This is a genomic window from Hyphomonas atlantica corrig. (assembly GCF_017795365.1).
In the GTDB taxonomy this organism is placed as follows: domain Bacteria; phylum Pseudomonadota; class Alphaproteobacteria; order Caulobacterales; family Hyphomonadaceae; genus Hyphomonas; species Hyphomonas atlantica.
Genome location: NZ_CP051254.1, coordinates 73426 through 95812 on the forward strand (window position 1 = coordinate 73426; position 22387 = coordinate 95812).

The window sequence follows — 22387 nt, forward strand, 5'->3', positions numbered from 1 at the left end:
CTGTTCTGCACACATATTTACAGAACAGGGAGTTGCGCCCGGCCACCTCCTCTAATTGGCCCCCGTCTTGCGTTGTGGACACGCAATTGGTTTTGGAGGGGCTGGTCATGCTCAACAGCATTAACCTGCTCAGGACATTGTCGTGTTTCGCTATCTTGATCTTCCACATACGGGAGTTCGTGCACGCTCATTCTGATACCGTACACCTCGCCTTCTCTGCCGCGCCCGGCTTCCACCTGTTCCTGGCAATCAGCGGCTTTATCCTTGTCTACATCACCCAGCCGCACGACACCCCCATGAACTTCATGCTTAAGCGGACGGTGCGCATCGTCCCGCTCTATTGGACTGCCACTACATTGGCTCTGGGCATGGCACTCCTGAAACCGTGGCTGTTCCAGGATGCGGACACCAGCCTGTCATCCATCATAAGCGGTTATCTCTTCCTGCCGCATTACGATCTTGGGGCTGACATCCAGCCGATCCTGTTTGTGGGATGGACGCTGGGCTATATAATGCTCTTCTATCTACTGTTCTCGCTCACGCTGTTCGTTCCCGAACAATATCAGGTTCCAAGCGCTATCTTGATGACGCTTGGCGTCATCGCAGGCGCGCATCTTTTGCCAAATGGTGCGTATCGCGAATTCTATGGCGACCCCATTCTGGTGGAGTTTGCAATGGGGTGCATCATCGGCCTGATACTGCGTCAGAGCCATGTTCAAGACTTCGTACGAAGCACCCCCATGTGGCCTTTCGTTCTGATCGGACTTGCAGGGTTCGCACTTGCAATGAAGCTCGATTGGGAGGGGTGGGGCAAAATCGCGACCTATGCGCCGCCGAGCGCGTTGCTTGTCTTCGCCTGCGCGGGTCAGGACCTGTTCCGTCAGTCCCTCAAAAACAAGATGGTCTCAGTCGGTGGGCAAATCAGCTACGGTATCTTTCTGATCCACCCCCTGCTCATCTCGCTAGTGGGCGTGGCGGCTTTCAATATTACCGGGAATGATTGGGTAGCGACCGCACTGATGTTCGTGGTGATCATACCACTCACAACAGTGCTCGCTTATCTCAGCTTCCGGTATTTCGAAACGCCGTCGAACACTTGGCTGCGCCGTACTTTGCGCTTGTCCAACAAGCCGCCGAAATCCGTCCGGCAAGTGCAGATTCCCAGCCAGCCCGGTACGTAGGCGGGCGCCTGCTAGTCACTGGCCGCGGTTTCATCCCGCTGACGAGTTCTTGCGACGCCCGTGATGATCCCGAAACCAATCAGGATGATGGCGCCAACCCCGATCCAGACGGGCGGTGCACCGATCAGGTAGGCTGCATAGGCCAGACCCGAAATCAGGATCAGGAAACCGATAAGATAGAGTCCGAAGGACGACATTGTGCGCTCCAGTGCTGTTCTTGCAACTGGAGACACAACGTCAGGATGTCTTGGCGGTTCCCGGGTGCGGCCGGCGCCGATCAGGCGTCCGCGTTTGCCTTGGCGGCGCGCTTGCGCTCGTGCGGGTCGAGATGAACCTTGCGCAGGCGGATATTCTCCGGCGTCACCTCGACCAATTCGTCGTCAGAGATATAGGCCAGTGACTTCTCAAGCGTCATTTGCAGAGGCGGTGTCAGGCGCACGGCATCATCTGTACCGGAGGCCCGCACGTTGGAGAGTTTCTTGCCCTTCAGTACGTTCACTTCCAGATCATTGTCGCGATTGTGCTCGCCAATGATCATGCCGCCATACACCTTGTCGCCCGGATGGATCATCATCGGGCCACGATCTTCGAGGTTCCAGAGCGCGAATGCCACCGCTTCGCCCTGGTCCATGGCGATCAGCACGCCGGTGTGACGGCCCTGGATCTTGCCCTTGTGCGGCTGGTAGTCGTGGAACACGCGGTTCATGATGGCCGTACCGCGCGTATCAGACAACAACTCGCCCTGATATCCGATCAGGCCGCGCGTTGGCGCATGGAAGATCATGCGTGTACGCCCCACGCCGGATGGACGCATGTCCAGCATCTCGGCCTTGCGCTCAGACAGTTTCTGAACGACGGCGCCGGAATGCTCGTCGTCCACGTCGATCACGACTTCCTCAATCGGCTCAAGGCGCTCGCCATTGGGGCCTTCCTGCATCACGACCTGCGGACGCGACACGCCAAGCTCGAAGCCCTCGCGGCGCATGGTTTCGATCAGAACCGCCAGCTGCAGTTCGCCGCGGCCAGAAACGGTAAAGGCTTCGGCGTCCGTTGCGCGTTCCACTTTCAGCGCGACGTTACCTTCGGCTTCTTTCAGCAGGCGATCCCAGATCATCCGGCTGGTGACTTTCGAACCTTCAGTGCCCGCCAGCGGTGAATCGTTCACACGGAACGTCATGGAGATGGTCGGCGGGTCAATCGGCTGGGCGGCCATCGGCTCACTGACTGACGGATCACAGAACGTGTCGGCCACGTTCGCTTTCGTTGTTCCGGCAAGCGATACGATGTCACCCGCATTGCCTTCTTCCACCGGCACGCGCTCAAGGCCGCGGAAAGCCAGAACCTTCGAAACACGGCACTGCTCCACCAGTTCGCCATCGCGATTGAGGATCTTGATTGCCTGGTTCGGCTTCACAGAGCCAGAGGCAATACGGCCCGTCAGAATGCGGCCAAGGAACGGGTCAGACGAGATTGTCGTCGCGAGGAAGCGGAACGGCCCCTCTTCCACCTTTGGCACCGGCACGTGATTGACCACCATTTCGAACAGCGAATCCATGCTGTCGGTCGGGTTCTCGTAATCCGTGCTCATCCAGCCCTGCTTGGCTGAACCGTAAAGAATCGGGAAATCGAGTTGCTCGTCGGTCGCGTCCAGGTTCGCAAACAGGTCGAACACTTCATTGATCACTTCATCCGGGCGACGCTCAGGCTTGTCGATCTTGTTGACAGCCACGATGGGACGCAGGCCAACCTTCAGCGCCTTGGACACAACGAATTTCGTCTGCGGCATCGGTCCTTCAGCGGCATCAACCAGCACGATGGCACCGTCCACCATGTCCAGGATCCGCTCCACCTCGCCGCCGAAATCAGCGTGTCCGGGCGTATCCACGATATTGATGCGGTAGTCTTTCCACTCAACCGAAGTCGTCTTGGCGAGAATCGTGATTCCGCGCTCTTTTTCCAGATCGTTGGAATCCATCATGCGTTCGGCGGTCTTTTCGTTCTCGCGGAACGTGCCGGATTGCTTCAGCAATTCATCGACGAGCGTGGTCTTGCCGTGGTCAACGTGGGCAATAATCGCGATGTTGCGCATTTTCTCGATAGGCGTGGACATGAAGGATATGCTTTCGGGAGGGAGGCTGTTTTGCCGCGCACATACACGGGCCCGCCGCAAATGGCTATGCTTTGTTGTCAGGCACCCCCTGCCGCGGCGCACCGCATTTACAAACGGACCATCAGACGGCAAGTCAGCTCGGCAAAGTGAGGACCCTCCATGACCAATTCCAATGACATGCCCCTTGCCGCCAATCCCATCGACCGCGCCGCCCATCACCGCAAGGATGATGCCTGGCTCGATACGGCCTTCAAACGCGATGATGTGCTGGTATTGCTGCTGCGCAATGGCGACCCGTTCGCCGCAAAGGATGGCGGTCTGGTCTGGATGGGGCCGGAAATCGAGCAGGTCTCACCGGGGTCCCCGCGCATTTTCCTCGGTGAAGACAAGAACGGAACGCCGATTTTTGCGGTGAATTTGCCGTCCAAATTCGATCTGGAAAGCTCCCTCATCGCTGGCGCAGGCGAATTCATCGAGTTTCGGGCTGCCGCTGGTCGCATGAGCCCGCTGGAGGCAAATTGCGCCTCCACGGCGCGCAGCATCTTCCTGTGGCATGGCTCGCACGGCTTCTGCGCGAAATGCGGTGCCGGCACGGCCATTGTCGAAGGCGGCTGGAAACGCGAATGCCCGGCCTGCGGCACCGAACATTTCCCACGCACAGATCCGGTTGCCATCATGCTGGCGGTGAAAGGCGAAAAATGCCTGGTCGGACGACAGGCAAACTGGCCCGCTGGCTTTGTTTCGAGCCTGGCAGGCTTCTGCGAACCTGGCGAAACCATCGAACAGGCTGCTGCGCGCGAACTGGAAGAGGAAGCCGGCATCGTCTGTGACCCCGCAAGCGCCGAATACGTTGCCTGCCAGCCTTGGCCATTTCCCTCATCCCTCATGGTCGGCCTCATTCTGGAAGCAGACTCCGAGGAAATCACCATCGACCCGTCCGAACTGGAATCGGCGGAATGGATCAGCCGGGACGATGTGAAACAGATGCTCGCCGGAACGCATCCGCGCCTCTTCTGCCCGCCCCCGATGGCCATCGCGCATCACTTGCTGAAGACCTGGGCTGCGCGCGGCTGACACGCTCATCTGACCTCCGACTATCCCCTCACTGAGCTCCACAAAACTGGAGTTGATTTTCCTCGAATCAATCTAGTCTGAAAGTTGCCATTTACAGGAGACCCGACATGGCAACGACAACCTTGAAGAAACCAGCGAAAAAGGCTGAACCCAAGAAGGCCGCAGTAAAGAAGGCCACGGCGAAAAAGGCCGCCCCGAAGACTGTTGCCAAACCCGCTGCAAAGAAGACTGCGAAGCCTGCAGCAAAGAAGGCCGCGGTGAAACCAGCCGCAAAAAAGGCTACCGCCCCGAAGGCTGCAGCAGCCGCCAAAAAGCCAGCTGCCAAAGCAGCGAAAGCGGCCAAGCCGGCAGCGAAGAAGACGACCGCAAAGAAGAAATAGGCTTGCGGCCATCAGTGTCAGGAACGGGCGGGCCCTCCGCCCGTTTTTTAATGCCTAACTACAGCGCATGAAAAACCCCCGCATCGCCTGGATGCGGGGGCGCTGGCAGACCGGCGGCAAACGGCATCGAGTGCCCTCCGGATTGCGCAGACTGAACTGATCTCGAGTCGGTCTGTTCCCCCGAAGATCCTGAGCACAGCCTACCGGATTATTGTGGCATTTCTTTTCGCACCGCGTTTACCGGGCGTTTTTCTCCCGCGCCTCAGGCGACTCCCGGGGAAGTCGGAAAATGCCTGCAAATCCCGAGGCTTGGCGGCTATCCCATTTGCCGACTGGCCATCGGTATCAACCGACACCAGATTAACCAATGAGGCGCGCGGCCTCATTCATTAATCGCCGCCCACTCTGAATTGGCCTTTTCGATAAAGCCCGGAATATCCGCGTCCCACTTTTTCTGGATGTTCTTGTTGTAGTTCAGATAGAGCTTGCCATCGACAATCTTCCAATATCGCGCATCTCCCTTGGCGTGCTTTCCATCTGCCATCGCCCAGGCACAATACCCGCCATACTGAGGCGCGTAGGCTTCAGGATCTGCCAGGAACGCATCCCGGTTGGCAGCGCTGGCAAACTTGAACTGTGCGCCCATATAATCCGTCGTGAATTCATCCCGCCCCTTCACCGGCTTTCCTTCGGTGAAATAGGCGACAGGGTCATGGCCCTGAAGTGCGGTATTTGAGAACACGCCAGTATAGATTGGCGGTTCGGCATAAGCTGCCGGAGCAGTCACCAGCATTGGCGCGCCTGCGACTGCGGCCGCGATGATCATGGCACGTAGTTTCATGGAAAACCTCCTGTAGTGCATTTGGCTATCACGCCGCTTCGGATCCAGCCGAAAGGCCGGGCAGTATGGCCCGGCCAATACCGGTCACGATCGAGATGAGCGTCTTGCGATGAAAAACGAGATAGGCAATCGAGGCCAGCCAGACAGTGACGGCCATTGCGAACAAGCCGCCGCCATCATTGTTCGGATCAATGCCCAGCGGCGTAAACAGATGGAAACTGACGGCCCCGGTCATGACGGCAACGGCAATCAATGCCCCAAGCGTCTGAAGCCGGCGAAGCGCCGGCACAACTCCGACCAGCAACAAGACCGACGCCACCAGTTCGGCAGTCCCGATCACATACTGGCTGAACAGGCCTGTCTGCGTGAAAAGCCCGCTCGCGCCGAAACTTGCGGCCCATTCATCCAGCTTACCGAAAATGACCTGCGTTTCCGGCGCATTTGTGAATTTGAAGCGCAGACTGTCCAGAAACACGGCGCCCGCAATTAATGCGTAGGCGACCGGCGCGTATTTTTTGACCAAACCAGACATTGTGCGTCCTCCCTTTGAGGCGGAGGTTGTCCCACGCTTCCTGCTCTCTTTCAAAACAATGGGGTGTGAGCCCTGCCCACTTTTATGTGAGCAGGCGCACGAAATTTCGTGAATTTTCGCCCTGCCCTCGCGAATCTCGATGGGCGTCCCTAAATAGGGTTCTGTCATGCCGGGAGGGGTCAGATGGACCGTATCGACGCAATGCGCCTGTTCGTTCGCGTAGCTGAAGCGGGCAATTTCTCCAAAGCCGCCACAGCGCTCGGAGTTGGGCAACCAACCGTCTCGCGCCGCATCCAGGACCTGGAAGCGCAGCTGGACGTTACGCTGTTCCAGCGCACCACGCGCGCGCTCAGCCTGACCGAAGCCGGAGAGCGCTTCTACCGCCGCGCGATCGAACTGATCTCTGATTACGAAGCCGCCGAAGCCGAGGCACGCGGCCTTCAGCATGAACCCGTCGGATTGCTGCGAATTTCCTGTTCGAACTCATTTGCCCGCCGGATCATCCTGCCAGCCATTCCGCCCTTTCTCGAAAAATATCCGCGTATCCGGTTCGACATTATCTCCGACGACGCCCTGACGGATCTGGTGGAGGAAGCCATCGATCTGGCGTTTCGCTTTGGCCACCTGCGGGACTCGCGCCTGATGATGCGGAAACTGGCCGAGTCTCCCCGCTCACTCTGGGCCTCGCCTGATTATCTCGCAAAACGCGGTACACCGCAGACACCGTCCGATCTGGAACAGCATGATGCGGTTCTGTTCAGAAAAGGCCTCTACTCCGACTGGACCCTCAGGCGGGGCGAGGAATCCGTCACGGTTCGCGTCGATGGGCCATTCGCGGCGTCAGGCGGCGACAATCTGCTACAAGCGGCACAAGCGGGGCTCGGTATCCTGCTGGCGCCGAACTGGCTCGTCGCGGACTGCGTCAATGACGGTCAGCTTGTGCCGATCCTGCCGGACTGGGAACTGGATCGTCTGCCCATCAACTGCGTCTGGACCGCCGGTCGCTTGCGCGGAAAGACGAAGCTCTTCGCCGATCATGTGACCGATATTCTCAAGGACGCAATCGACCAGTGCTAATCGGCGATGTGTTCGGTGCTCGGGAACACGCCCAGGATTTTCAGCGATTGCGAGAAAAAGCCCAGCTCTTCGAGCGCAAGTTGCACATGCCGCTCGTCCGGATGACCCTCGATCTCTGCATAGAACAGCGTCGCCGTGAATGAGCCGCCAACCATATAGCTTTCCAGCTTGGTCATGTTGATGCCGTTCGTCGCGAACCCACCCATCACCTTGTAGAGCGCAGCTGGAATGTTGCGGACCTCGAACATGAACGCCGTCTTGGCGGGGCCATCCTGCGCTTCGATGTCGGAATGCTCCTTCGACATGATGATGAAGCGGGTGGTGTTGTGGGCAGCGTCTTCAATGTCCTCGGCGAGGATTTCGAGCCCATACACCTCTGCCGCAAGTCTTGGCGCAATGGCCGCAATAGATGGATCACCAAGCTCGGCAACTTCTCGCGCGGCGCCAGCGGTATCCGCTGCTGTGACCGAATCAATGCCGTGCGCGCGCAGGAAATTGCGGCACTGGCCAAGCCCCATGATGTGGGAGCGGGCCTTTTTCACAGCCTCCAGTTTCGTGCCCTTCAGGGCCATCAGCTGAAACCGGATCGGCAGGTAATATTCGGCGACAATCTGCAACTCGGTGTTGGGCAGCAGGTAGTGGATGTCGCCCACACGGCCAGCAATCGTGTTTTCGACCGGAATCATCGCCAGTTCGGCCTCACCGCGCTCCACAGCAGCAAAACAGTCCTCGAACGTGCGGCATGGCAACGGTTCGAGATCCGGATAGGCATCATTGCAAGCGATGTGAGAGTTTGCGCCAGGTTCACCCTGGTACGCGATTTTGCCGGTCATGGGTTGGAGGCCCCTTTTCGTGGATTTAATGTGCGTCGGATCGCCGCGACGAAAGGGGGAAGCCCCTATGACGCACACCCTTTATATTGTCTGCTTCCCGTTAGCGTGCCAATAAGCCCGCGCCAAGACGTATGACCAGACAGATTCGAAGGAATACCTCCATGGGAGAACTCGGTCTCAACAAGATTTTCGGTGCGCTGATTGCGACGGCACTCGGAGTCTTCGCCCTGCAGACGCTATCCAGCATCGTGTTCAGCCATGGAAGCGATGGCGGCCATCACGGCGAAGAGCACGCCGAACCGGCCTCGATGTCAGAAAAAATGTGTGAGCAATTTGCATATTGTGTCGAAGTTGCTGATGCAGGCGGCTCCGGCGGCGAAGAGGAAGAGGTATTCGACCTCGGCCTGCTGCTCGCAAATGCTGACGTTGCCCGCGGCGAACGCACCTTCAAAGGCAAGTGCACCACCTGCCACACCATCGACCAGGGCGGCGCCAACGGCACCGGCCCGAACCTCTACAACACGGTCGGCGCTGAAAAAGCCCACCATGATGGTTTTGCCTACTCCGCTGCCCTTTCCGGCATGGACGGAGAATGGACCTATGAGGCGCTCAATGAGTGGCTCTACAATCCAGCCGGCTACGCCCGCGGCACAACAATGTCGTTCGCTGGCCTGCGCCGCGATGACGACCGCATCAACGTGATCGCCTATCTGGCCTCTTACACCGACAACCCTCCTGCCTTCCCCGAGCCGCTTCCGGCTGAGGGCGAAGAGACGGCTGAAGGCGATGCCGTAGACGCCGCTCTGCCCGTAGACGGTGTGGACGACATGGATAACCCGACGCTTGCGACGGGCGAAGTTGAAACGGTTGACTCCGTTGATGGCACCGGCCCGAATGACGGCGATGTTGGCGAAACCGTCACCATTCCTGATGAAGTTGCCGAGGCCGTCGAAGAAAGCGCTGATGCAGCAACCGAGACAGCTGAAGACGCTTTTGAAGAAATTGCACCGACAGAGACTGAAGAAGAAGACGAATAAGACCGTCTTCTGCGCTACTGGCTGGACAACCAGTCAGGCTGGCGCCGTCTTTCAGCAGAAACGTCTATGCGCCGGGCCCCAATGGGCTCGGCGTAATAGTTTGCGATACGAGTCACGGCAGATTCCAGCGGCTCGACCGCCACGGCCATGTGCCACGCATTGGCATGCAGCAAATGCTCGCTATCGGTCATGATCCCGACATGGCCTTTCCAGAAGAACAGATCACCGCGCCGCAGGGCATTTGGCGCGCGCCAGTCGGGGATGCCCTGCCCGCTCCATTCATATTGCATGTCGCTGTCACGCGGCAGCATGATTCCCACGGCCTCGAAGGCCTGCTGGGTCAGTCCCGTGCAATCAATCCCGAGGCTTTCGCGTCCGCCCCATAAGTAAGGCGCGCCAAGAAATCGCTCGGCTTCCGCCACCGGATCATCTTGAAGGGCTCCGACAGGAGCCACATGGCGCTTGTGCACCCATCCACCGCGATCGGAATGGAGCCAATCCCCTTCCGTCCCGCTGACACACAGCCGTGCGCCCTGGCTCAACAGGAAGTGCGGGGCCGATTTGAGATCGGGCTCGCTATAGCAATGCGTGCGCGGCGAGATAATCTTGTGGGTAACTGGCAAGGTCGGTGCAGACAGCGCCTCCATAAGCACCCATCCGCAATATCGGTCGCGGCGACACTGCGCATAGCCAAACTCGCCTTCCTCGCGGAACACGTCGACGATTTCCCCATGCAGGGCCTGCGTTTCCAATCGGGCATCCGGCTGAGGTGCCTGGCGTACGGCGACCACGCCTGCAGTCACCTGATAAGCTGTTGCTTCGCCGTCGGGTCGCTTCAGTCTCTTGTCGTCAAATGTCGGCATGCCTGTTCCCGAATACGGGCGCGTCAGGCAGCAGCATTTGTGTTCCCGCGATGCTTCGGCGCCATTTGCTGATCATCCTTGCCAGATGCTGCCGCAAGAACAAGGCCAGAGAATGTCCGCAAATACGCCATACCGGCCGGTGTGCGCTCAATAAAGATGTTGCGGAGATCGGTGTCGTCCTTGATGCGGCGGATGAAGTCCAGACGCGACAGGGCGTCCAGCGCCCGGGTAACGGCTGGCTTGGCAATGTTGAGATGCTCAGCGAGCCCTCGCACCGTATGCGGGCCGGGCGTCAGCGCGATCGTCATCAGAATGGCCTGCTGACGCGCTGTCAGGTCCGGCGCATCAGACCGGACAGACGCCGTTACAGCGCGTCGCCACAATTCCAGTCCTTCACGCTCCGACAATGCCATTTCATTTTCCTTGTTGTTCGCCTTTGCGGAGAATCTCAGGTGATTTGCAGACTCCGTCTAGAGGCGTTCTCGGGGAAAGCTGACGACAGAGGCCTTCACATTCAGGGCAAAACACACGACATTGCGGCCATGGCCCACGCAGACACACCTCTTCATGCGAATACGCCCTGCAGCCCGCAGGATGTGGACGCTTTCCTGAACGAAGCAGAGACGCTGGTTGCGCGTCGCGGACTGAAAATGACGCGAATTCGCCGCAAGGTGCTCCGGCTGCTCCTGGAAAGCCCGGAACCGGCGAAAGCGTATGATTTGCTGGACAATCTGGATGGAGAAGGCTCTGCCAAACCGCCAACCATCTACCGCGCGCTTGATTTCCTTCAGGAAACCGGTCTCGCACACAAGATCGAAAGCCTGAACGCCTATGTGGCCTGTGGCCATGCCAGCCACAATCATTCGGCCGTGTTCCTGATCTGCAATTCCTGCAACGCCGCAGAAGAGCTGCACGCAACCTCGACCAACAAGGCCCTGCGCGCCGAAACCGAAGCGGCCGGCTTCACCATGACGCGCGCCGTGATCGAAGTTCGCGGCACCTGCCGGGATTGCGCTGCATGATCACATTGTGGAGGGGGAGCTGCAATCAGTGGGATTGCGACGAGATGGGGCACATGAACGTGCGCGTCTATGTCGAGAAGCAGGTGGAAGGGCTCGCGGCATTTGCGCCCAGCCTTGGCATGCCGCACGCCTTCCGGGCGAATTCACCGTCGACCATTATTCCGGTAGACCAGCACATACGCTTCGTGCGGGAAGTTCTGCCCGGCAGGCCGCTGACCATGAATGGCTGCGTTCTGGAAGCCGGCGAAGATGACGCGCTGATCTACCAGGAACTGCGCCACGGCGATGGCAGCCTGGCCGCCTGCATGCGAACACGTGTGCTGCATGTCGACACGACCATGCGCAAACCCTTCCCGTGGAGTTCCCGAACGCGGCAGGCCATTCCCGACGTTACAGATACCGCGCCAGAAGAATCCGCACCGCGCTCAATCGATATGTCAGCCCCCGGACTGCCTCACAGTGAGATCACGCTGGACCGCGTAAAGCAGGTCGGCGCACCATTGGCCGGGCGCGGCGCTGTGCCACCTCAGCATCTCGACGTGCATGGCCACATGTATCCCTATTGGATGCTGGGCCGCACATCGGATTCGGTTCCGAACATCCTTTACAATTGGCGCAAGAAAGTTGCCGAGTCCGCCGGGGATTTGCGCATGGGCGCTGCCGTTCTGGAATACCGGCTGCGGTATCATGACATGCCCGTGGCCGGGGATCTGTACGAACTCTACACATCATTCGGCGGAGCGCAGGGCAAGACGCACAACCTGATTCACTGGATGATGAATCCCGCCAACGGAAAGCCTTGGGCCACCATGCAGGCAACGGCGATCACGCTGGACCTTGACGCCCGCAAGGCCATCCCTGCTCCGCCGGAAATGATCCGGGAGCTAAGCGAGATGGCCGCACCGGGGCTGGCAATCTAGGCTTCGCTGGCGATGATGTCCGCGATGGTCGGAATGTCGTTCAGGTTCAGGCCTGCAATATTGATCCGTCCGGAGTTCGGCATGTAAAGGCCGCTCTTTTCGCGCATCGCCGTAATCCCGTCCTTGGACAAGGGCAACTGGCTGAACATGCCGTTCTGGTTTGCCACTGCGCCGAGGCGGTTGGACCCGGTCTTCTCGACCAGCACGTCCGCAAGCGCCTTGCGCAGGGAAATCATCCGCTCGCGCATCTGGGTCAGCTCGGCTTCCCACTCTGCGCGCAGTTCAGCATTGTTCAGGATAGTGGCCACGATGGCCGCGCCATGTGCCGGCGGCATGGAATAGCTGGCCCGGGCGAGCGCCGCCACATGCGTCGACGCGGCTGCGATCCCGTCAGCCGTTTCTCCCACCGCGAGGAAACACCCGGCACGCTCACGATAGAGCCCGAAATTCTTTGAACAGGAATAGGAGATCAGCGCCTCGCCGGCCGCATCGATGAAGGCGCGCACGCCCTTCACGTCCTCATCCAGCCCTTTGGCGAAGCCGTGATAGGCAACGTCCAACATCGCGATCAGGCCCTTTTTCTTCACCAGTTCGCCAACGGCTTTCCAGTCATCCACCGTCAGGTCGATGCCGGTCGGGTTGTGGCAAGGCCCCTGAATAATGATGCCGTCGCCGCGCTCAGCCTTGTCGATTCCGGCCATCATGGCCGCAAGGTCCAGCTCACCCGTTTCCGGATCGGCATAGGGATATTCCGCCACATCAAGGCCCATGAAGCGCACGACATTCGGATGGTTTGGCCAGGTCGGGTTCGACACCCAGACGGTTTTGACGCCCATACGGCTCATCAGGCCCGTACCGAGGAAAAGCGCGCCACAGCCGCCCGGCGCGGTGAAGGACAATGTGCGCCCTTCTGTAATGGCGGGTGCGCCCTCCCCGAACACAAAGGCCTCAATGGCAGCGCAATAGTCCGGATTGCCGCGCGGGCCTTCGTACACTTTGGTGGTCTGGGATTCGAGGATCAGCGCTTCGGCCTTGGCGACCGCAGACATGACCGGCGTTTCGCCCTTGTCATTCTTGTAGACACCGACACCAAGGTCGAATTTTTCCGCGCGCATATCTTCGCGATAAGCAGCCATCAGGCCCAGCAGCGCGTCTGCGGGCATCGGGGTCAGGGTCGAGAATTGTGACATGTCGGAGGTCCGTTCTTCTGGGAAGTCGCGGCGGACCCTATGCATTTGCCGACGTTACGGCAACCGCCTCAACGGGAACCGATTGTCGCGCAGCGGCTTTTATTGTCAGACGCGGAAAGGACCGGAATGACTGACCATGCCAATACAGCGATCGAATGGCTGATGCGCGCAGGCTATGGCGCGCGCGGTGTGGTCTACCTGATCGTTGGCGGCCTGGCATTCTTTGCGGCGCTGAATGGCGGCGAGGCCGAAGGCACGTCTGGCGCGCTGAATTTCCTGATCCGCCAGCCATTGGGATCTATCCTGTTGGGGGTCACGGCGGCCGGGCTTTTCGCCTACACGCTCTGGCGGCTTGTGGATGGTGTGCTCGACCTTGAGAATGAAGGCGACGATCTGGAAGGTTACGCCAATCGCGCCGGACAGATCATGTCTGGCCTGACCCATGCCGCACTCGGCATCTCGGCGATCATCATCCTCATGAAAGGCGCGCAGGCAAGTGGCGGAGATTCCTCGGCCGAGAATTGGAGCGCCACGCTGATGCAGCATCCCGCAGGACGCCTCATTGTGATCGCTGCCGGTATCACCACGCTTAGCGTCGCCATCTACCTCTTCATCAAATCCTGGAAGGCCGCTTATCGGAAAGACATTGTCCGCAAGGGGATGGCGCCGAAGCTGGAGCCCGCAGTGCGCTTCGGCCTCGCTGCGCACGGCTTCGTCCTGCTCATCGTCGGAGGACTGATCCTGTGGGCAGGCATTTCGGCCAACCCGGAACGTGCGGCCGGGCTCGGCGAAGCGCTTCGCATATTGGAAACCCAAGCCTTTGGGCGCATCCTGCTCGGCTTGGCCGGAGCAGGACTGGCGGGATTTGCCGTCTATTGCTTCGTGATGGCGCGCTATCGCATCGTGCCGCGGCTGGCAGGCGACACGCTCAAGACGCTCGCCTCACCCACCAGCTAAGCGCCGCATTATTCGACGAGTGTTGCTTCGGTCTTGGATTTCACTTCATCCAACGTCACGCCGGGCGCGAGTTCGACGATTTTCAGACCACCTTCAACCACATCCATCACGCAGAGGTCGGTAATGATCCGGTCGATCACGCCCAGCCCTGTCAGCGGAAGTGTGCATTCTTTCAGCACCTTGGACTCGCCACGCTTGTTGGCGTGGTCGGTCACCACGACAACCCGGCCCACTCCGGCAACAAGGTCCATCGCGCCGCCCATGCCTTTGACGAGCTTTCCTGGGATCATCCAGTTTGCCAGATCGCCATTCTCGGCCACTTCCATCGCGCCAAGGATCGCCATCGCAATCTTGCCACCCCGGATCATGCCAAAGCTGGTCGCGCTGTCGAAGTAGACAGATTGCGGAAGCTCCGTAATCGTCTGCTTGCCGGCATTGATCAAATCGGCATCTTCATCACCCTCGAACGGGAACGGCCCCATGCCCAGCATGCCGTTCTCGGATTGCAGCGTGACGTTCACACCCTCCGGAATGTGGTTTGCCACCAGCGTCGGAATGCCGATGCCGAGATTCACATACATGCCGTCTTCAAGTTCCTGCGCGGCCCGCGCCGCCATCTGATCGCGATCCCAGGGCATCAGGCACTCTCCTTCTTGCGGACAGTCCGCTGTTCAATTCGCTTTTCGAACTCGCCCTGCACCAGGCGGTGCACGTAGATGCCCGGCAGGTGGATCGCGTCAGGGTCCAATTCGCCCGGCTCGACGATCTCTTCGACTTCCATGACGCAGATCTTGCCACACGTCGCGGCGGGCAGATTGAAGTTGCGGGCCGTCTTGCGGAAGATCGCATTGCCCGTCGTGTCGGCCTTCCAGGCTTTCACGATGGCGAGGTCTGCGAAGATCCCCTCTTCCAGGATATAGGTCTCACCATTGAAGACCTTCTCTTCCTTGCCTTCGGCCACCAGCGTGCCAACACCGGTCTTTGTGTAGAAGCCCGGAATGCCGGCGCCACCGGCGCGCATGCGCTCTGCCAACGTGCCCTGCGGGTTGAACTCCAGCTCCAGTTCGCCAGAAAGATATTGCTGCATGAACAGATCATTCTCGCCCACATAGGACGAGCACATTTTCTTGATCTGCTTTGTCTGCAACAGAAGGCCGAGGCCGAAATCGTCCACGCCGGCATTGTTGGAATAGACCGTCAGATCCTTGGTTCCAGCGTCCCGGATCGCTGCAATGGACAGTTCCGGAATACCGCACAGGCCGAAGCCTCCAGCGGCAATCGTCATGCCGTCAAACAATACGCCATCCAGCGCGTCTGCGGCCGTTTTGTATATCTTGCTCGCCATGAAGTGCGGGCCTCCCCTTAGGTCATGCTGCGGTGCAGCAGACGTTCTAGACCTGCTTGACGGTTTGTTCAATCGCTCCGAAGATCGAATGGCCCGATTTGTCGAACATCTCGATCCGAACCGTATCGCCGGGGGACATGAAGGGTGTCTTGAAGTCGCCGGTGGCGATCTTCTCGATCATGCGGATTTCGGCGATGCAGGAATAGCCGAGACCACCCTCGCTGACAGGTTTTCCGGGGTCACCATCGGCGCCCTTGTTGGACACCGTACCGGAACCGATCACCGTGCCAGCCGTCAGGGGCCGTGTCTTCGCCGCGTGCGAGACGAGCCGCGCCAAGCTGAACGTGGCGTCTTCTGCGGCCTCGGCGCGGCCGAAAGGCTCGCCATTATAGTCCACGCGCAGCGGCAGGTGCACGAGGCTGTCTTTCCATGCGTCGCCCAGTTCGTCCGGCGTCACGGCAACCGGCGAGAACGCGCTCGGTGGCTTGGACTGGAAGAAGCCGAAGCCCTTGGCCAGTTCACCGGGGATCAGCCCGCGCAGGGACACGTCATTGCACAGCATGACCAGCTTGATGTGACCGGCGGCATCGGCCTCAGAGACGCCCATCGGCACGTCATCGGTGATGACCGCAATCTCCCCTTCCATGTCACAGCCCCATGCCATGTCACCCAGCGGAATCGCATCGCGCGGGCCCAGAAAGGCATCAGAGCCGCCCTGATACATCAGCGGATCATCATAAAAGCTTTCCGGCACTTCGGCGCCGCGCGCCTTGCGCACCAGTTCGACATGGTTGATATAGGCCGACCCGTCTGCCCACTGATAGGCACGCGGCAGCGGGCTTTCGCAATCATGCTCGTGGAAGCGTGCGGTCGGCACAGAGCCAAGCTCCACCTGCTCGGCCAGCTGTTGCAGTTTCGGGGCGTAGACGTCCCATTTGTCGAGCGCCACCTGCAGCGTCGGCGCAATGCCGGCCGCATCCGTGTAGCGAGTCAGATCCTTCGAAACGACAACAAGGCGGCCATCACGGGCGCCATTCTTCAGTGTAGCGAGTTTCATGGTTCAGCTTTCGTCTGCGATTTTTTCGTGTAGCCAAGCCGCATGCCTCGGCGCTTTCTTTGTCGCGCTCCATTCGTCGATCATGGGCTGGGCAACGTCTTTCAGCTGCTTCATCTGTTCCGGCGTGCCAATGTCAGCAGCCAGTTCGATACGGTGGCCGTTCGGATCGAAGAAATAGATCGACTTGAAGATACCATGATGCGTCGGGCCCAGCACGTCGAGCCCCATGCCTTCAAGGTGTGCCTTGGTTTCCATCAGCTCGTCCAGAGAGCCGACGCGGAACGCGATATGCTGCACCCATTGCGGTGTGTTCCGATCACGGTCCATATCCGGCTGGGTCGGTAGCTCGAAGAAGGCGAGCACGTTGCCATTTCCGGCATCCAGGAAGACATGCATGTACGGGTCATGCGCGCCGGTCGACGGCACTTTGTCCTCGGCGATGGCCAGCTGGAAATCCATGCCCAGCGCATCGCGATAGAACTCCACCGTCTCCTTCGCATCCTTGCAGCGATAGGCAACGTGGTGAACGCCTTTCAGGGGGGCGGGAGCAGTCATTACGCGTCCTCCTTTTCCTCGACCTTCAATGCACCTCGCTGGATTTGGTCACGTTCCATGCTTTCGAACAAGGCCTTGAAATTGCCTTCGCCAAAGCCGTCCTTGTAATCGCCTTTGCGCTGGATGAATTCGAAGAAGACAGGGCCGATCTGCGCTTGCGCAAAGATCTGCATCAGCAGGCGCGGTTCGCCGCCCTCGGTCGTGCCGTCCAGCAACAGGCCGCGGGCCTTCAGGCCCTCAACGTCTTCGCCATGCCATGGCAGGCGCTCATCCAGCATTTCGTAATACGTCGCTGGCGGCGCGGTCATGAAGGGTACACCCCGCTCTTTCAGACGGTCATAGCAGGCATAGAGATCATCACAGATCAGCGCGATGTGCTGGATGCCCTCGCCATTGTACTCGCGCAGGAATTCCTCGATCTGGCCCTTGCCGCCGTCGCCTTCCTCGTTCAGCGGAATGCGGATCTTTCCGTCCGGCGCCGTCAGCGCCTTGGAGGTCAGGCCGGTATACTCGCCCTTGATGTCGAAATAGCGGATTTCCTGGAAGTTGAAGAGCTTCTCGTAGAAGTCCGCCCAATACTTCATCCGCCCGCCATAAACATTGTGCGTCAGGTGATCGATCAGCTTGAAGCCAGCGCCTTCGGGGTGCTTGTCCACGCCCGGCAGGTATTCAAAGTCGATGTCATAGATGTCCAGATCGTCGCCATAGCGGTCGATCAGGTAGATGATGGAATTGCCGATGCCACGAATGCCCGGAATGTGCAGCTCGCTGGGCCCGGTATTGACGTTCACGGGCTCGCCGCCCTGCGCCAGAAGATGCTGGTAGGCTTTGCGGGCATCGCGCACACGAAAGCCCATGCCACAAGCGGACGGGCCATGCTCTCGCGCGAAATACCAAGCGGCAGAGCGCGGTTCGTAATTGGTGATCAGGTTGATGCCACCCTGACGCCACAGCTCAACATCCTTCGTGCGGTGACGGGCAATCCTGGTGAAGCCGATCATCTCGAATACCGGCTCCAGCATGCCTTTTTCCGGTGCGGAGAACTCAATGAACTCAAATCCGTCAAGGCCGGCGGGGTTCTCAAACAGGTCTGCCATAAGCGCGCTCCAATCGTGATATCGGGATGAATGCCATTAGTTTCATATGTAACTAATTGACACGGCGCGCGCAACCCTCAATCAATAGGGCATGCCCGATTCCGATAATGTCTCTCTGCTTCGCCTGCGCGAATTCCTGCCCTACCGGCTGTCTGTCCTGTCGAACACGATCTCGACGCGGATTGCGGCGTTGTATGATCGCGAGTTTGGCCTGTCGATCTGGCAGTGGCGGGTCATGGCCGTCGTCGGCGACCGGCCCGGCATCAGCGCGACCGAGATCGGCCAGCTGACCGCGATGGACAAGGTTGCCGTCAGCCGCGCCATCGCTGCGATGATCCAGATGGGGTATCTGGAGCGCAAGACGTCTGAAACCGATGGTCGCCGGTCCCAGCTCTTCCTCACGCCTGCAGGCAGGGACGTCTATGAACTCATTGTCCCAATCGCCCTGGCGGAAGAGCAGAAGCTGTCCGGCGCGCTGACCGAAGACGAGCAGCAGGAGCTTGAGCGCCTGATGGGCAAGCTGGCCGATGCCGCCTCCCCCGACCGGGAACTCTGGTAGTGCTCAGCCCAGCGGCCAGAACATCGGAATGACGATCATGGCGGCCGCAAACATCACAAGGTTCAACGGCACACCGATCTTCAGGAAGTCCGAGAAGCGATACCCGCCTGCACTGTAGACCAGCGTATTCGTCTGATACCCGATAGGCGTGGCAAAGCTGGCGCTGGCAGCAAACATCACCGCAACCACGAATGGTCGCGGATCGATACCCAGCTGCGCGCCTAGCCCAATCGCGATTGGCGTCAGCAGGATCGCAGCGGCATTGTTGCTCATGATTTCAGTCAGGAAGGATGTGACCAGATACAGTACGGCCAGCACCGCGATCGGGCCAAACCCGGCGGTCAACTCTGCCAGATGCCCGACCAGAAGGCTTGCCGCGCCAGACTTCTCCATGGCCAGCCCCAGCGCCAACATGCCGAAAATCAGCATCAGGATGTCCCATCTGATTGCACGATAGGCTTCCTGATGGTCCAGGCAGCCAAGCGCGACCACCGCCGTTGCCGCAATCAGGGCCAGCGCCGCAATGGGAAGCACGCCCAGCGCCGCCAGCCCCATCACCGCTACCAGTGCTACCATTGCAATCGGGGCCTTGCCGCGCCGAATTGCCCGTTCGGTCGTCTCGGTCAGATTGTTGAGAATACCGTCATCGAACAATTGTCGCATCCCGCGCGCTGGCCCTTCAAGCAGGACCGTATCCCCGACATCAAATCGCATATCCTGTGTGTTGGTGACATTCTCTCCGCGCCGATGAATGGCCAGCACGTAAACGCCATAGAGGCGCGCAAGGCCGAGGCCCGTCAGGGACCGCCCGATCAGGCGGGATTGCGGCCCGATCACGCCCTCCATGATCATGGTCTCGCTTGTCTGGATCGGCTCGAATGCCGGGCGGAGATCGCTGGCTGATGCGCCGATCGCGATGCTGCCGGCTTCCTTCAGGGTCAGGACTTCCGATACGGGCGAGCGCAAGACCACCCGGTCCCCTGCCTGGATAATCAGGTCACGCAAATCCGCCCGGAGGGACAGGCCATCGCGGAACACGTCGATCACCTTGAACCCTTTCTCGGCGCTAAATCCGGTCTCGGAAATGGCTTTGCCAATCAGGGGAGAACCAAGCGGGATCAGGATCTGCGCGAGGAAGCGCCGCTTTCTGGCATCCGGCAACATGTCGATCAATGACTCCCGTGTCGGAAGCAGGAAGCGCGACACAAGCCCCAGATAGGCCGCCCCCACACATGCCAGAACAGCTCCGGCTGCGGTGATCTCGAACATGCCGAAGGGGGCGAGCCCTGCCTCCTGCGCCACGCCATCGACAAGGATGTTTGTCGACGTACCGATCAATGTTGTCGTACCGCCAAAGATCGCGGCGAAAGAAAGCGGGATCAGCAGTTTGGATGGCGCGACCCCCAAACTGCGCGCCAACTGAATCACGACCGGAATGAGGACAACGACAATCGGCGTATTGTTCATGAACGCCGACAGAACCATCACGCCGCACATCATGGCCAGCATCGCGACAATCGGCGACGCGCGCCCGGCCAGCCGCGTCACCATCCGCCCCGCCGCATCAATCACGCCTGTACGCTCCAGCGCAGCAGACAGGACAAACATGGCCGCAATCGTGATTGGTGCCGGGTTGGAGAAGACTGCGAGCGTTTCCGGAACCGACAGAATGCCTGTCAGCAGCAAAGCGCCCATTGCCAGCAAGGCCACCACATCTGATGGCAGGATTTCCCGGATGAAGCCGAAAAACACAACCGCCACGAGCAACAGCACGATGGCGATCTCCACCCCCGGCAGGGCCAGGATATCAAGCGGCATGGGGTCAGCTCCAAAGGCAACCGCGAACCCTTACACGCTTGCCGAATGTTCCACCACTGATCTTTTCTAAACTGAGGACTGCCCCGCCCTATCGCGCGCCGCGCCGGCGCACCTTCAACGACCGCTCCACGAAGGCGTCCTCTTCCAGCGTGAACCGCTCCACCAGCCGCGCCAAGAACGCCGAAAGCTGATCGCGCACTTCATAAGGCGCCTCCATCGGCAGGAAATGCGTTGTCCCGCGCACGGCCTTCATCATCATCGCCGGATAGGTCAGGATCAGCTTCGCCCGCACCTTGTCGGTGATCACGGAATCTCTCGTTGGCCGCAGAATGGTCATCGGGATCTGGTGTTTCTTCACCCGCCGGAGCGCGCTCCACGGACGGTTGCGCTGAGCCGCGAACGTGGCCGACTCCCATTTCGGCTCGCACAACAGGCGCCATGTCTGCTCGTCACTGTCGATCGGATTGTGGTCAACCCGCTCGATCCCGTCCAGAAGATAGTCCGCCAGGAAAGGCTCCCGCCACGTCTTGAACGCCCCGCGACCGGTATAGGATTCCAGCGCTTCGCGGAATGTGCCGAATTCCGCCCGGCGCTTCTTCGCCCGCCGCGCCATGCCGTTCTTCGGCATCAGGAAGGAAATCGGCGTCAGCATATGCTGCCAGAAATAGATCGATTTTGACATGATCACCGGATCGACCAGGATCAGGCCCTTCACCAGGTCCGGACGCTTGCCCGCCACCATCAGCGCAACGCATCCGCCCATGGAATGCCCCGCCAGGATCACGCCATGCGGCGCTTCCTTTTCCAGCCACTCAATCACATCATCGCGGTGACGCTTCCAGGATTTCATCTGACCCGGCTTTGCCTGCAGCGTCGTGCGGCCATGTCCGCGCATATCGAGCGCTGCAACGCGCTGGCGCAGGCCCAGAGGGGCCAGCAAGGATTGATACGTCATCCCGTTGAATCCGGTTGCGTGCAGCCACACCGCCGAGAAGGGCTTGATGGGATCACCGAATTCGATGCCGGCCATCTCTCCGCCGGCTTTGGCTTCATACGTAAAGCGACGCATCAGCCCCTCGATCCAAAGACGCGCCGTAACAGCTCCGTCGTCCGAGCCACAGGATTCTCACGAATTTTCTTCTCCTCGAGGGCCACATAGTGGAACAGCCCATCCAGACCCAGCGACACAGCATGGTCTGTCAAATCATTCTGAAGCGTCGTGGTAACGCCGCCAACGCCATAGCTATTGGCCACCTGTTCAAGAGACGTAAACGCCCCCGCCTCTGCTAGCGAAGATCTGACATAAGGCGTGAACGAAGCCCGCAACTGGCTTTCTGTCTTCGCGCGCAGGAAATCCGTCGCCGCCGTGTCCCCACCGTTTAGAATACGCACAGAATCCTCAATCGTGATCTGCCGGATCGCGCCGAGCACCAGCGTCTTCGCCTCCGGCACAGAATCCTCAGCGGCGCGGTTCATCCGCAGTTCCAGATCGTCCAGCGGGCCGCTCGCCCCGACGCGGGATAGGCCGGACTGGATATCACGATAGGTCTTCGGCAGGGGAATGCGGATTTCAGGATCCCCGAAATATCCATTCGTCTGGCCCAGCTGCGCCGCGACAAGGTTCGTGCCAACCGTCAAGGCTTCGCGCAGGCCCGCATCTATCTCCGCCTGGGTGAGGGAGCTGTCGCCCGTCTGCTGGCTCAGCACCTCGCCCAGCACGCGTCCGAAATCGCCAGAGCTGCCCGTCGTCGCGCAACCTGCCGGCAATGTTGCCACCGCAATCGCCGCAATCATTACACGCTTCATGGCCTTCTCCTCCACTTTATTCAGAGGACCGTACTCGACTGCGACCCCGAATAGAAGCCACACGAGCGCGGATTCCTGCGACGATCTGCACCTTACGAATGTGTCATCGAAAACTTGTTGACCACGAATGTAG

At 59.6% G+C, this 22387-nt stretch carries 25 protein-coding genes; 9 read left to right on the forward strand and 16 right to left on the reverse strand.

Going from position 1 to position 22387, the window contains the following annotated elements; translation table 11 throughout:
* Window positions 1-107: 107 nt before the first annotated feature.
* Window positions 108-1181: an acyltransferase family protein gene (locus HF931_RS00365; protein WP_273241385.1), complete on the forward strand. Its 1074-nt coding sequence runs from the start codon at window positions 108-110 to the stop codon at window positions 1179-1181.
* 11 nt (window positions 1182-1192) lie between these two features.
* On the opposite strand, the gene HF931_RS00370 is transcribed toward HF931_RS00365, so the two are convergent.
* Complete coding sequence (locus HF931_RS00370) at window positions 1193-1378, reverse strand: hypothetical protein (RefSeq protein WP_273012548.1); 186 nt, start codon at window positions 1376-1378, stop codon at window positions 1193-1195.
* Window positions 1379-1458: 80 nt separating this feature from the next.
* Window positions 1459-3291 carry a translational GTPase TypA gene (typA, locus tag HF931_RS00375; RefSeq protein ID WP_035550901.1) on the reverse strand — a complete coding sequence of 611 codons (1833 nt, stop codon included), beginning with the start codon at window positions 3289-3291 and terminating at the stop codon, window positions 1459-1461.
* A gap of 159 nt (window positions 3292-3450) precedes the next feature.
* On the opposite strand from typA, the gene nudC reads away from it, so the two are divergent.
* Together nudC and HF931_RS00385 are read left to right on the forward strand one after the other, a co-directional pair.
* Complete coding sequence (nudC, locus tag HF931_RS00380) at window positions 3451-4365, forward strand: NAD(+) diphosphatase (protein ID WP_273012545.1); 915 nt, start codon at window positions 3451-3453, stop codon at window positions 4363-4365.
* Between the two features lie 107 nt (window positions 4366-4472).
* Window positions 4473-4745, forward strand: a complete 273-nt coding sequence (locus tag HF931_RS00385) for a hypothetical protein (RefSeq protein WP_273012543.1) — start codon at window positions 4473-4475, stop codon at window positions 4743-4745.
* 382 nt (window positions 4746-5127) lie between these two features.
* Here HF931_RS00385 and HF931_RS00390 read toward each other — a convergent pair whose 3' ends face one another.
* Together HF931_RS00390 and HF931_RS00395 are read right to left on the reverse strand one after the other, a co-directional pair.
* Window positions 5128-5538 (reverse strand): YHS domain-containing (seleno)protein, encoded by a 411-nt coding sequence (locus HF931_RS00390; protein WP_345906732.1) that lies wholly within the window; start codon window positions 5536-5538, stop codon window positions 5128-5130.
* Window positions 5539-5614: 76 nt separating this feature from the next.
* The gene (locus HF931_RS00395; RefSeq protein ID WP_273241388.1) at window positions 5615-6118 is read right to left on the reverse strand and encodes a hypothetical protein; all 504 of its coding nucleotides are present in this window, start codon (window positions 6116-6118) and stop codon (window positions 5615-5617) included.
* Window positions 6119-6301: 183 nt separating this feature from the next.
* On the opposite strand from HF931_RS00395, the gene HF931_RS00400 reads away from it, so the two are divergent.
* Complete coding sequence (locus tag HF931_RS00400) at window positions 6302-7195, forward strand: LysR family transcriptional regulator (RefSeq protein ID WP_035550900.1); 894 nt, start codon at window positions 6302-6304, stop codon at window positions 7193-7195.
* Here HF931_RS00400 and HF931_RS00405 read toward each other — a convergent pair.
* A complete protein-coding gene (locus tag HF931_RS00405) occupies window positions 7192-8028 on the reverse strand; it encodes a prephenate dehydratase (protein WP_035550898.1) in 837 nt (278 codons plus the stop codon). The two genes, HF931_RS00400 and HF931_RS00405, sit on opposite strands and share 4 nt — an antisense overlap.
* Window positions 8029-8189: 161 nt before the next feature.
* On the opposite strand from HF931_RS00405, the gene HF931_RS00410 reads away from it, so the two are divergent.
* Window positions 8190-9065: a c-type cytochrome gene (locus HF931_RS00410; RefSeq protein ID WP_051602625.1), complete on the forward strand. Its 876-nt coding sequence runs from the start codon at window positions 8190-8192 to the stop codon at window positions 9063-9065.
* A gap of 14 nt (window positions 9066-9079) precedes the next feature.
* Here the strand turns inward: HF931_RS00410 and HF931_RS00415 are convergent, their stop codons facing one another.
* Together HF931_RS00415 and HF931_RS00420 are read right to left on the reverse strand one after the other, a co-directional pair.
* Complete coding sequence (locus HF931_RS00415; protein WP_035550895.1) at window positions 9080-9928, reverse strand: C40 family peptidase; 849 nt, start codon at window positions 9926-9928, stop codon at window positions 9080-9082.
* A gap of 23 nt (window positions 9929-9951) precedes the next feature.
* Entirely contained in the window at window positions 9952-10341 is a 390-nt protein-coding gene (locus tag HF931_RS00420) for a MarR family transcriptional regulator (protein ID WP_051602624.1), read from the reverse strand.
* Window positions 10342-10470: 129 nt separating this feature from the next.
* Between HF931_RS00420 and HF931_RS00425 the strand changes: the two genes are divergently transcribed.
* Both HF931_RS00425 and HF931_RS00430 read left to right on the forward strand, forming a co-directional pair.
* On the forward strand, window positions 10471-10950 hold the full coding sequence (locus HF931_RS00425; RefSeq protein ID WP_035550894.1) for a transcriptional repressor: 480 nt from the start codon (window positions 10471-10473) through the stop codon (window positions 10948-10950).
* Window positions 10947-11870 (forward strand): thioesterase family protein, encoded by a 924-nt coding sequence (locus HF931_RS00430; RefSeq protein ID WP_273241392.1) that lies wholly within the window; start codon window positions 10947-10949, stop codon window positions 11868-11870. Before HF931_RS00425 ends, HF931_RS00430 begins: the two co-directional genes overlap by 4 nt.
* On the opposite strand, the gene HF931_RS00435 is transcribed toward HF931_RS00430, so the two are convergent.
* Window positions 11867-13060, reverse strand: coding sequence for an amino acid aminotransferase (locus HF931_RS00435; protein ID WP_273241394.1), 1194 nt, complete (start codon window positions 13058-13060; stop codon window positions 11867-11869). The genes HF931_RS00430 and HF931_RS00435 overlap by 4 nt on opposite strands.
* Window positions 13061-13186: 126 nt before the next feature.
* Between HF931_RS00435 and HF931_RS00440 the strand changes: the two genes are divergently transcribed.
* A complete protein-coding gene (locus tag HF931_RS00440; protein WP_273241396.1) occupies window positions 13187-14017 on the forward strand; it encodes a DUF1206 domain-containing protein in 831 nt (276 codons plus the stop codon).
* Window positions 14018-14025: 8 nt separating this feature from the next.
* On the opposite strand, the gene HF931_RS00445 is transcribed toward HF931_RS00440, so the two are convergent.
* From HF931_RS00445 to hppD, 5 genes are read right to left on the reverse strand one after another with little or no spacing between them, the layout of a single operon-like run.
* Window positions 14026-14655, reverse strand: coding sequence for a 3-oxoacid CoA-transferase subunit B (locus HF931_RS00445; protein ID WP_273241398.1), 630 nt, complete (start codon window positions 14653-14655; stop codon window positions 14026-14028).
* Window positions 14655-15362, reverse strand: coding sequence for a CoA transferase subunit A (locus HF931_RS00450; RefSeq protein ID WP_206992323.1), 708 nt, complete (start codon window positions 15360-15362; stop codon window positions 14655-14657). The genes HF931_RS00445 and HF931_RS00450 overlap by 1 nt, the downstream gene beginning before the upstream one ends.
* A 46-nt stretch (window positions 15363-15408) precedes the next feature.
* Entirely contained in the window at window positions 15409-16419 is a 1011-nt protein-coding gene (locus HF931_RS00455) for a fumarylacetoacetate hydrolase family protein (protein WP_273241401.1), read from the reverse strand.
* Between the two features lie 3 nt (window positions 16420-16422).
* On the reverse strand, window positions 16423-16974 hold the full coding sequence (locus tag HF931_RS00460; RefSeq protein ID WP_273241403.1) for a VOC family protein: 552 nt from the start codon (window positions 16972-16974) through the stop codon (window positions 16423-16425).
* Window positions 16974-18071: a 4-hydroxyphenylpyruvate dioxygenase gene (gene hppD / locus HF931_RS00465; protein WP_273241405.1), complete on the reverse strand. Its 1098-nt coding sequence runs from the start codon at window positions 18069-18071 to the stop codon at window positions 16974-16976. Before hppD ends, HF931_RS00460 begins: the two co-directional genes overlap by 1 nt.
* Window positions 18072-18162: 91 nt before the next feature.
* On the opposite strand from hppD, the gene HF931_RS00470 reads away from it, so the two are divergent.
* The gene (locus tag HF931_RS00470) at window positions 18163-18630 is read left to right on the forward strand and encodes a MarR family winged helix-turn-helix transcriptional regulator (RefSeq protein ID WP_035550876.1); all 468 of its coding nucleotides are present in this window, start codon (window positions 18163-18165) and stop codon (window positions 18628-18630) included.
* Between the two features lie 3 nt (window positions 18631-18633).
* Here the strand turns inward: HF931_RS00470 and HF931_RS00475 are convergent, their stop codons facing one another.
* The 3 genes from HF931_RS00475 to HF931_RS00485 form a co-directional block, all read right to left on the reverse strand.
* A complete protein-coding gene (locus HF931_RS00475; RefSeq protein ID WP_273241407.1) occupies window positions 18634-20448 on the reverse strand; it encodes an SLC13 family permease in 1815 nt (604 codons plus the stop codon).
* A gap of 88 nt (window positions 20449-20536) precedes the next feature.
* Window positions 20537-21517 carry an alpha/beta fold hydrolase gene (locus tag HF931_RS00480; protein WP_035550870.1) on the reverse strand — a complete coding sequence of 327 codons (981 nt, stop codon included), beginning with the start codon at window positions 21515-21517 and terminating at the stop codon, window positions 20537-20539.
* A complete protein-coding gene (locus HF931_RS00485; RefSeq protein ID WP_273241409.1) occupies window positions 21517-22254 on the reverse strand; it encodes a DUF4197 domain-containing protein in 738 nt (245 codons plus the stop codon). Before HF931_RS00485 ends, HF931_RS00480 begins: the two co-directional genes overlap by 1 nt.
* Between the last annotated feature and the right edge of the window lie 133 nt (window positions 22255-22387).

What these genes read in the sequence shown, in the direction of transcription:
- HF931_RS00405 (WP_035550898.1), bottom strand. Translation starts at nt 8,028, where the DNA reads ATGACCGGCAAAATCGCGTACCAGGGTGAACCTGGCGCAAACTCTCAC.
- HF931_RS00395 (WP_273241388.1), bottom strand. Translation starts at nt 6,118, where the DNA reads ATGTCTGGTTTGGTCAAAAAATACGCGCCGGTCGCCTACGCATTAATT.
- HF931_RS00480 (WP_035550870.1), bottom strand. Translation starts at nt 21,517, where the DNA reads ATGCGTCGCTTTACGTATGAAGCCAAAGCCGGCGGAGAGATGGCCGGC.
- HF931_RS00475 (WP_273241407.1), bottom strand. Translation starts at nt 20,448, where the DNA reads ATGCCGCTTGATATCCTGGCCCTGCCGGGGGTGGAGATCGCCATCGTG.
- hppD (WP_273241405.1), bottom strand. Translation starts at nt 18,071, where the DNA reads ATGGCAGACCTGTTTGAGAACCCCGCCGGCCTTGACGGATTTGAGTTC.
- HF931_RS00370 (WP_273012548.1), bottom strand. Translation starts at nt 1,378, where the DNA reads ATGTCGTCCTTCGGACTCTATCTTATCGGTTTCCTGATCCTGATTTCG.
- HF931_RS00460 (WP_273241403.1), bottom strand. Translation starts at nt 16,974, where the DNA reads ATGACTGCTCCCGCCCCCCTGAAAGGCGTTCACCACGTTGCCTATCGC.
- HF931_RS00445 (WP_273241398.1), bottom strand. Translation starts at nt 14,655, where the DNA reads ATGCCCTGGGATCGCGATCAGATGGCGGCGCGGGCCGCGCAGGAACTT.
- HF931_RS00425 (WP_035550894.1), top strand. Translation starts at nt 10,471, where the DNA reads ATGGCCCACGCAGACACACCTCTTCATGCGAATACGCCCTGCAGCCCG.
- HF931_RS00450 (WP_206992323.1), bottom strand. Translation starts at nt 15,362, where the DNA reads ATGGCGAGCAAGATATACAAAACGGCCGCAGACGCGCTGGATGGCGTA.
- HF931_RS00390 (WP_345906732.1), bottom strand. Translation starts at nt 5,538, where the DNA reads ATGCTGGTGACTGCTCCGGCAGCTTATGCCGAACCGCCAATCTATACT.
- HF931_RS00470 (WP_035550876.1), top strand. Translation starts at nt 18,163, where the DNA reads ATGCCCGATTCCGATAATGTCTCTCTGCTTCGCCTGCGCGAATTCCTG.
- HF931_RS00420 (WP_051602624.1), bottom strand. Translation starts at nt 10,341, where the DNA reads ATGGCATTGTCGGAGCGTGAAGGACTGGAATTGTGGCGACGCGCTGTA.
- HF931_RS00435 (WP_273241394.1), bottom strand. Translation starts at nt 13,060, where the DNA reads ATGTCACAATTCTCGACCCTGACCCCGATGCCCGCAGACGCGCTGCTG.
- HF931_RS00455 (WP_273241401.1), bottom strand. Translation starts at nt 16,419, where the DNA reads ATGAAACTCGCTACACTGAAGAATGGCGCCCGTGATGGCCGCCTTGTT.
- HF931_RS00365 (WP_273241385.1), top strand. Translation starts at nt 108, where the DNA reads ATGCTCAACAGCATTAACCTGCTCAGGACATTGTCGTGTTTCGCTATC.
- typA (WP_035550901.1), bottom strand. Translation starts at nt 3,291, where the DNA reads ATGTCCACGCCTATCGAGAAAATGCGCAACATCGCGATTATTGCCCAC.
- HF931_RS00415 (WP_035550895.1), bottom strand. Translation starts at nt 9,928, where the DNA reads ATGCCGACATTTGACGACAAGAGACTGAAGCGACCCGACGGCGAAGCA.
- HF931_RS00400 (WP_035550900.1), top strand. Translation starts at nt 6,302, where the DNA reads ATGGACCGTATCGACGCAATGCGCCTGTTCGTTCGCGTAGCTGAAGCG.
- HF931_RS00485 (WP_273241409.1), bottom strand. Translation starts at nt 22,254, where the DNA reads ATGAAGCGTGTAATGATTGCGGCGATTGCGGTGGCAACATTGCCGGCA.
- nudC (WP_273012545.1), top strand. Translation starts at nt 3,451, where the DNA reads ATGACCAATTCCAATGACATGCCCCTTGCCGCCAATCCCATCGACCGC.
- HF931_RS00440 (WP_273241396.1), top strand. Translation starts at nt 13,187, where the DNA reads ATGACTGACCATGCCAATACAGCGATCGAATGGCTGATGCGCGCAGGC.
- HF931_RS00385 (WP_273012543.1), top strand. Translation starts at nt 4,473, where the DNA reads ATGGCAACGACAACCTTGAAGAAACCAGCGAAAAAGGCTGAACCCAAG.
- HF931_RS00430 (WP_273241392.1), top strand. Translation starts at nt 10,947, where the DNA reads ATGATCACATTGTGGAGGGGGAGCTGCAATCAGTGGGATTGCGACGAG.
- HF931_RS00410 (WP_051602625.1), top strand. Translation starts at nt 8,190, where the DNA reads ATGGGAGAACTCGGTCTCAACAAGATTTTCGGTGCGCTGATTGCGACG.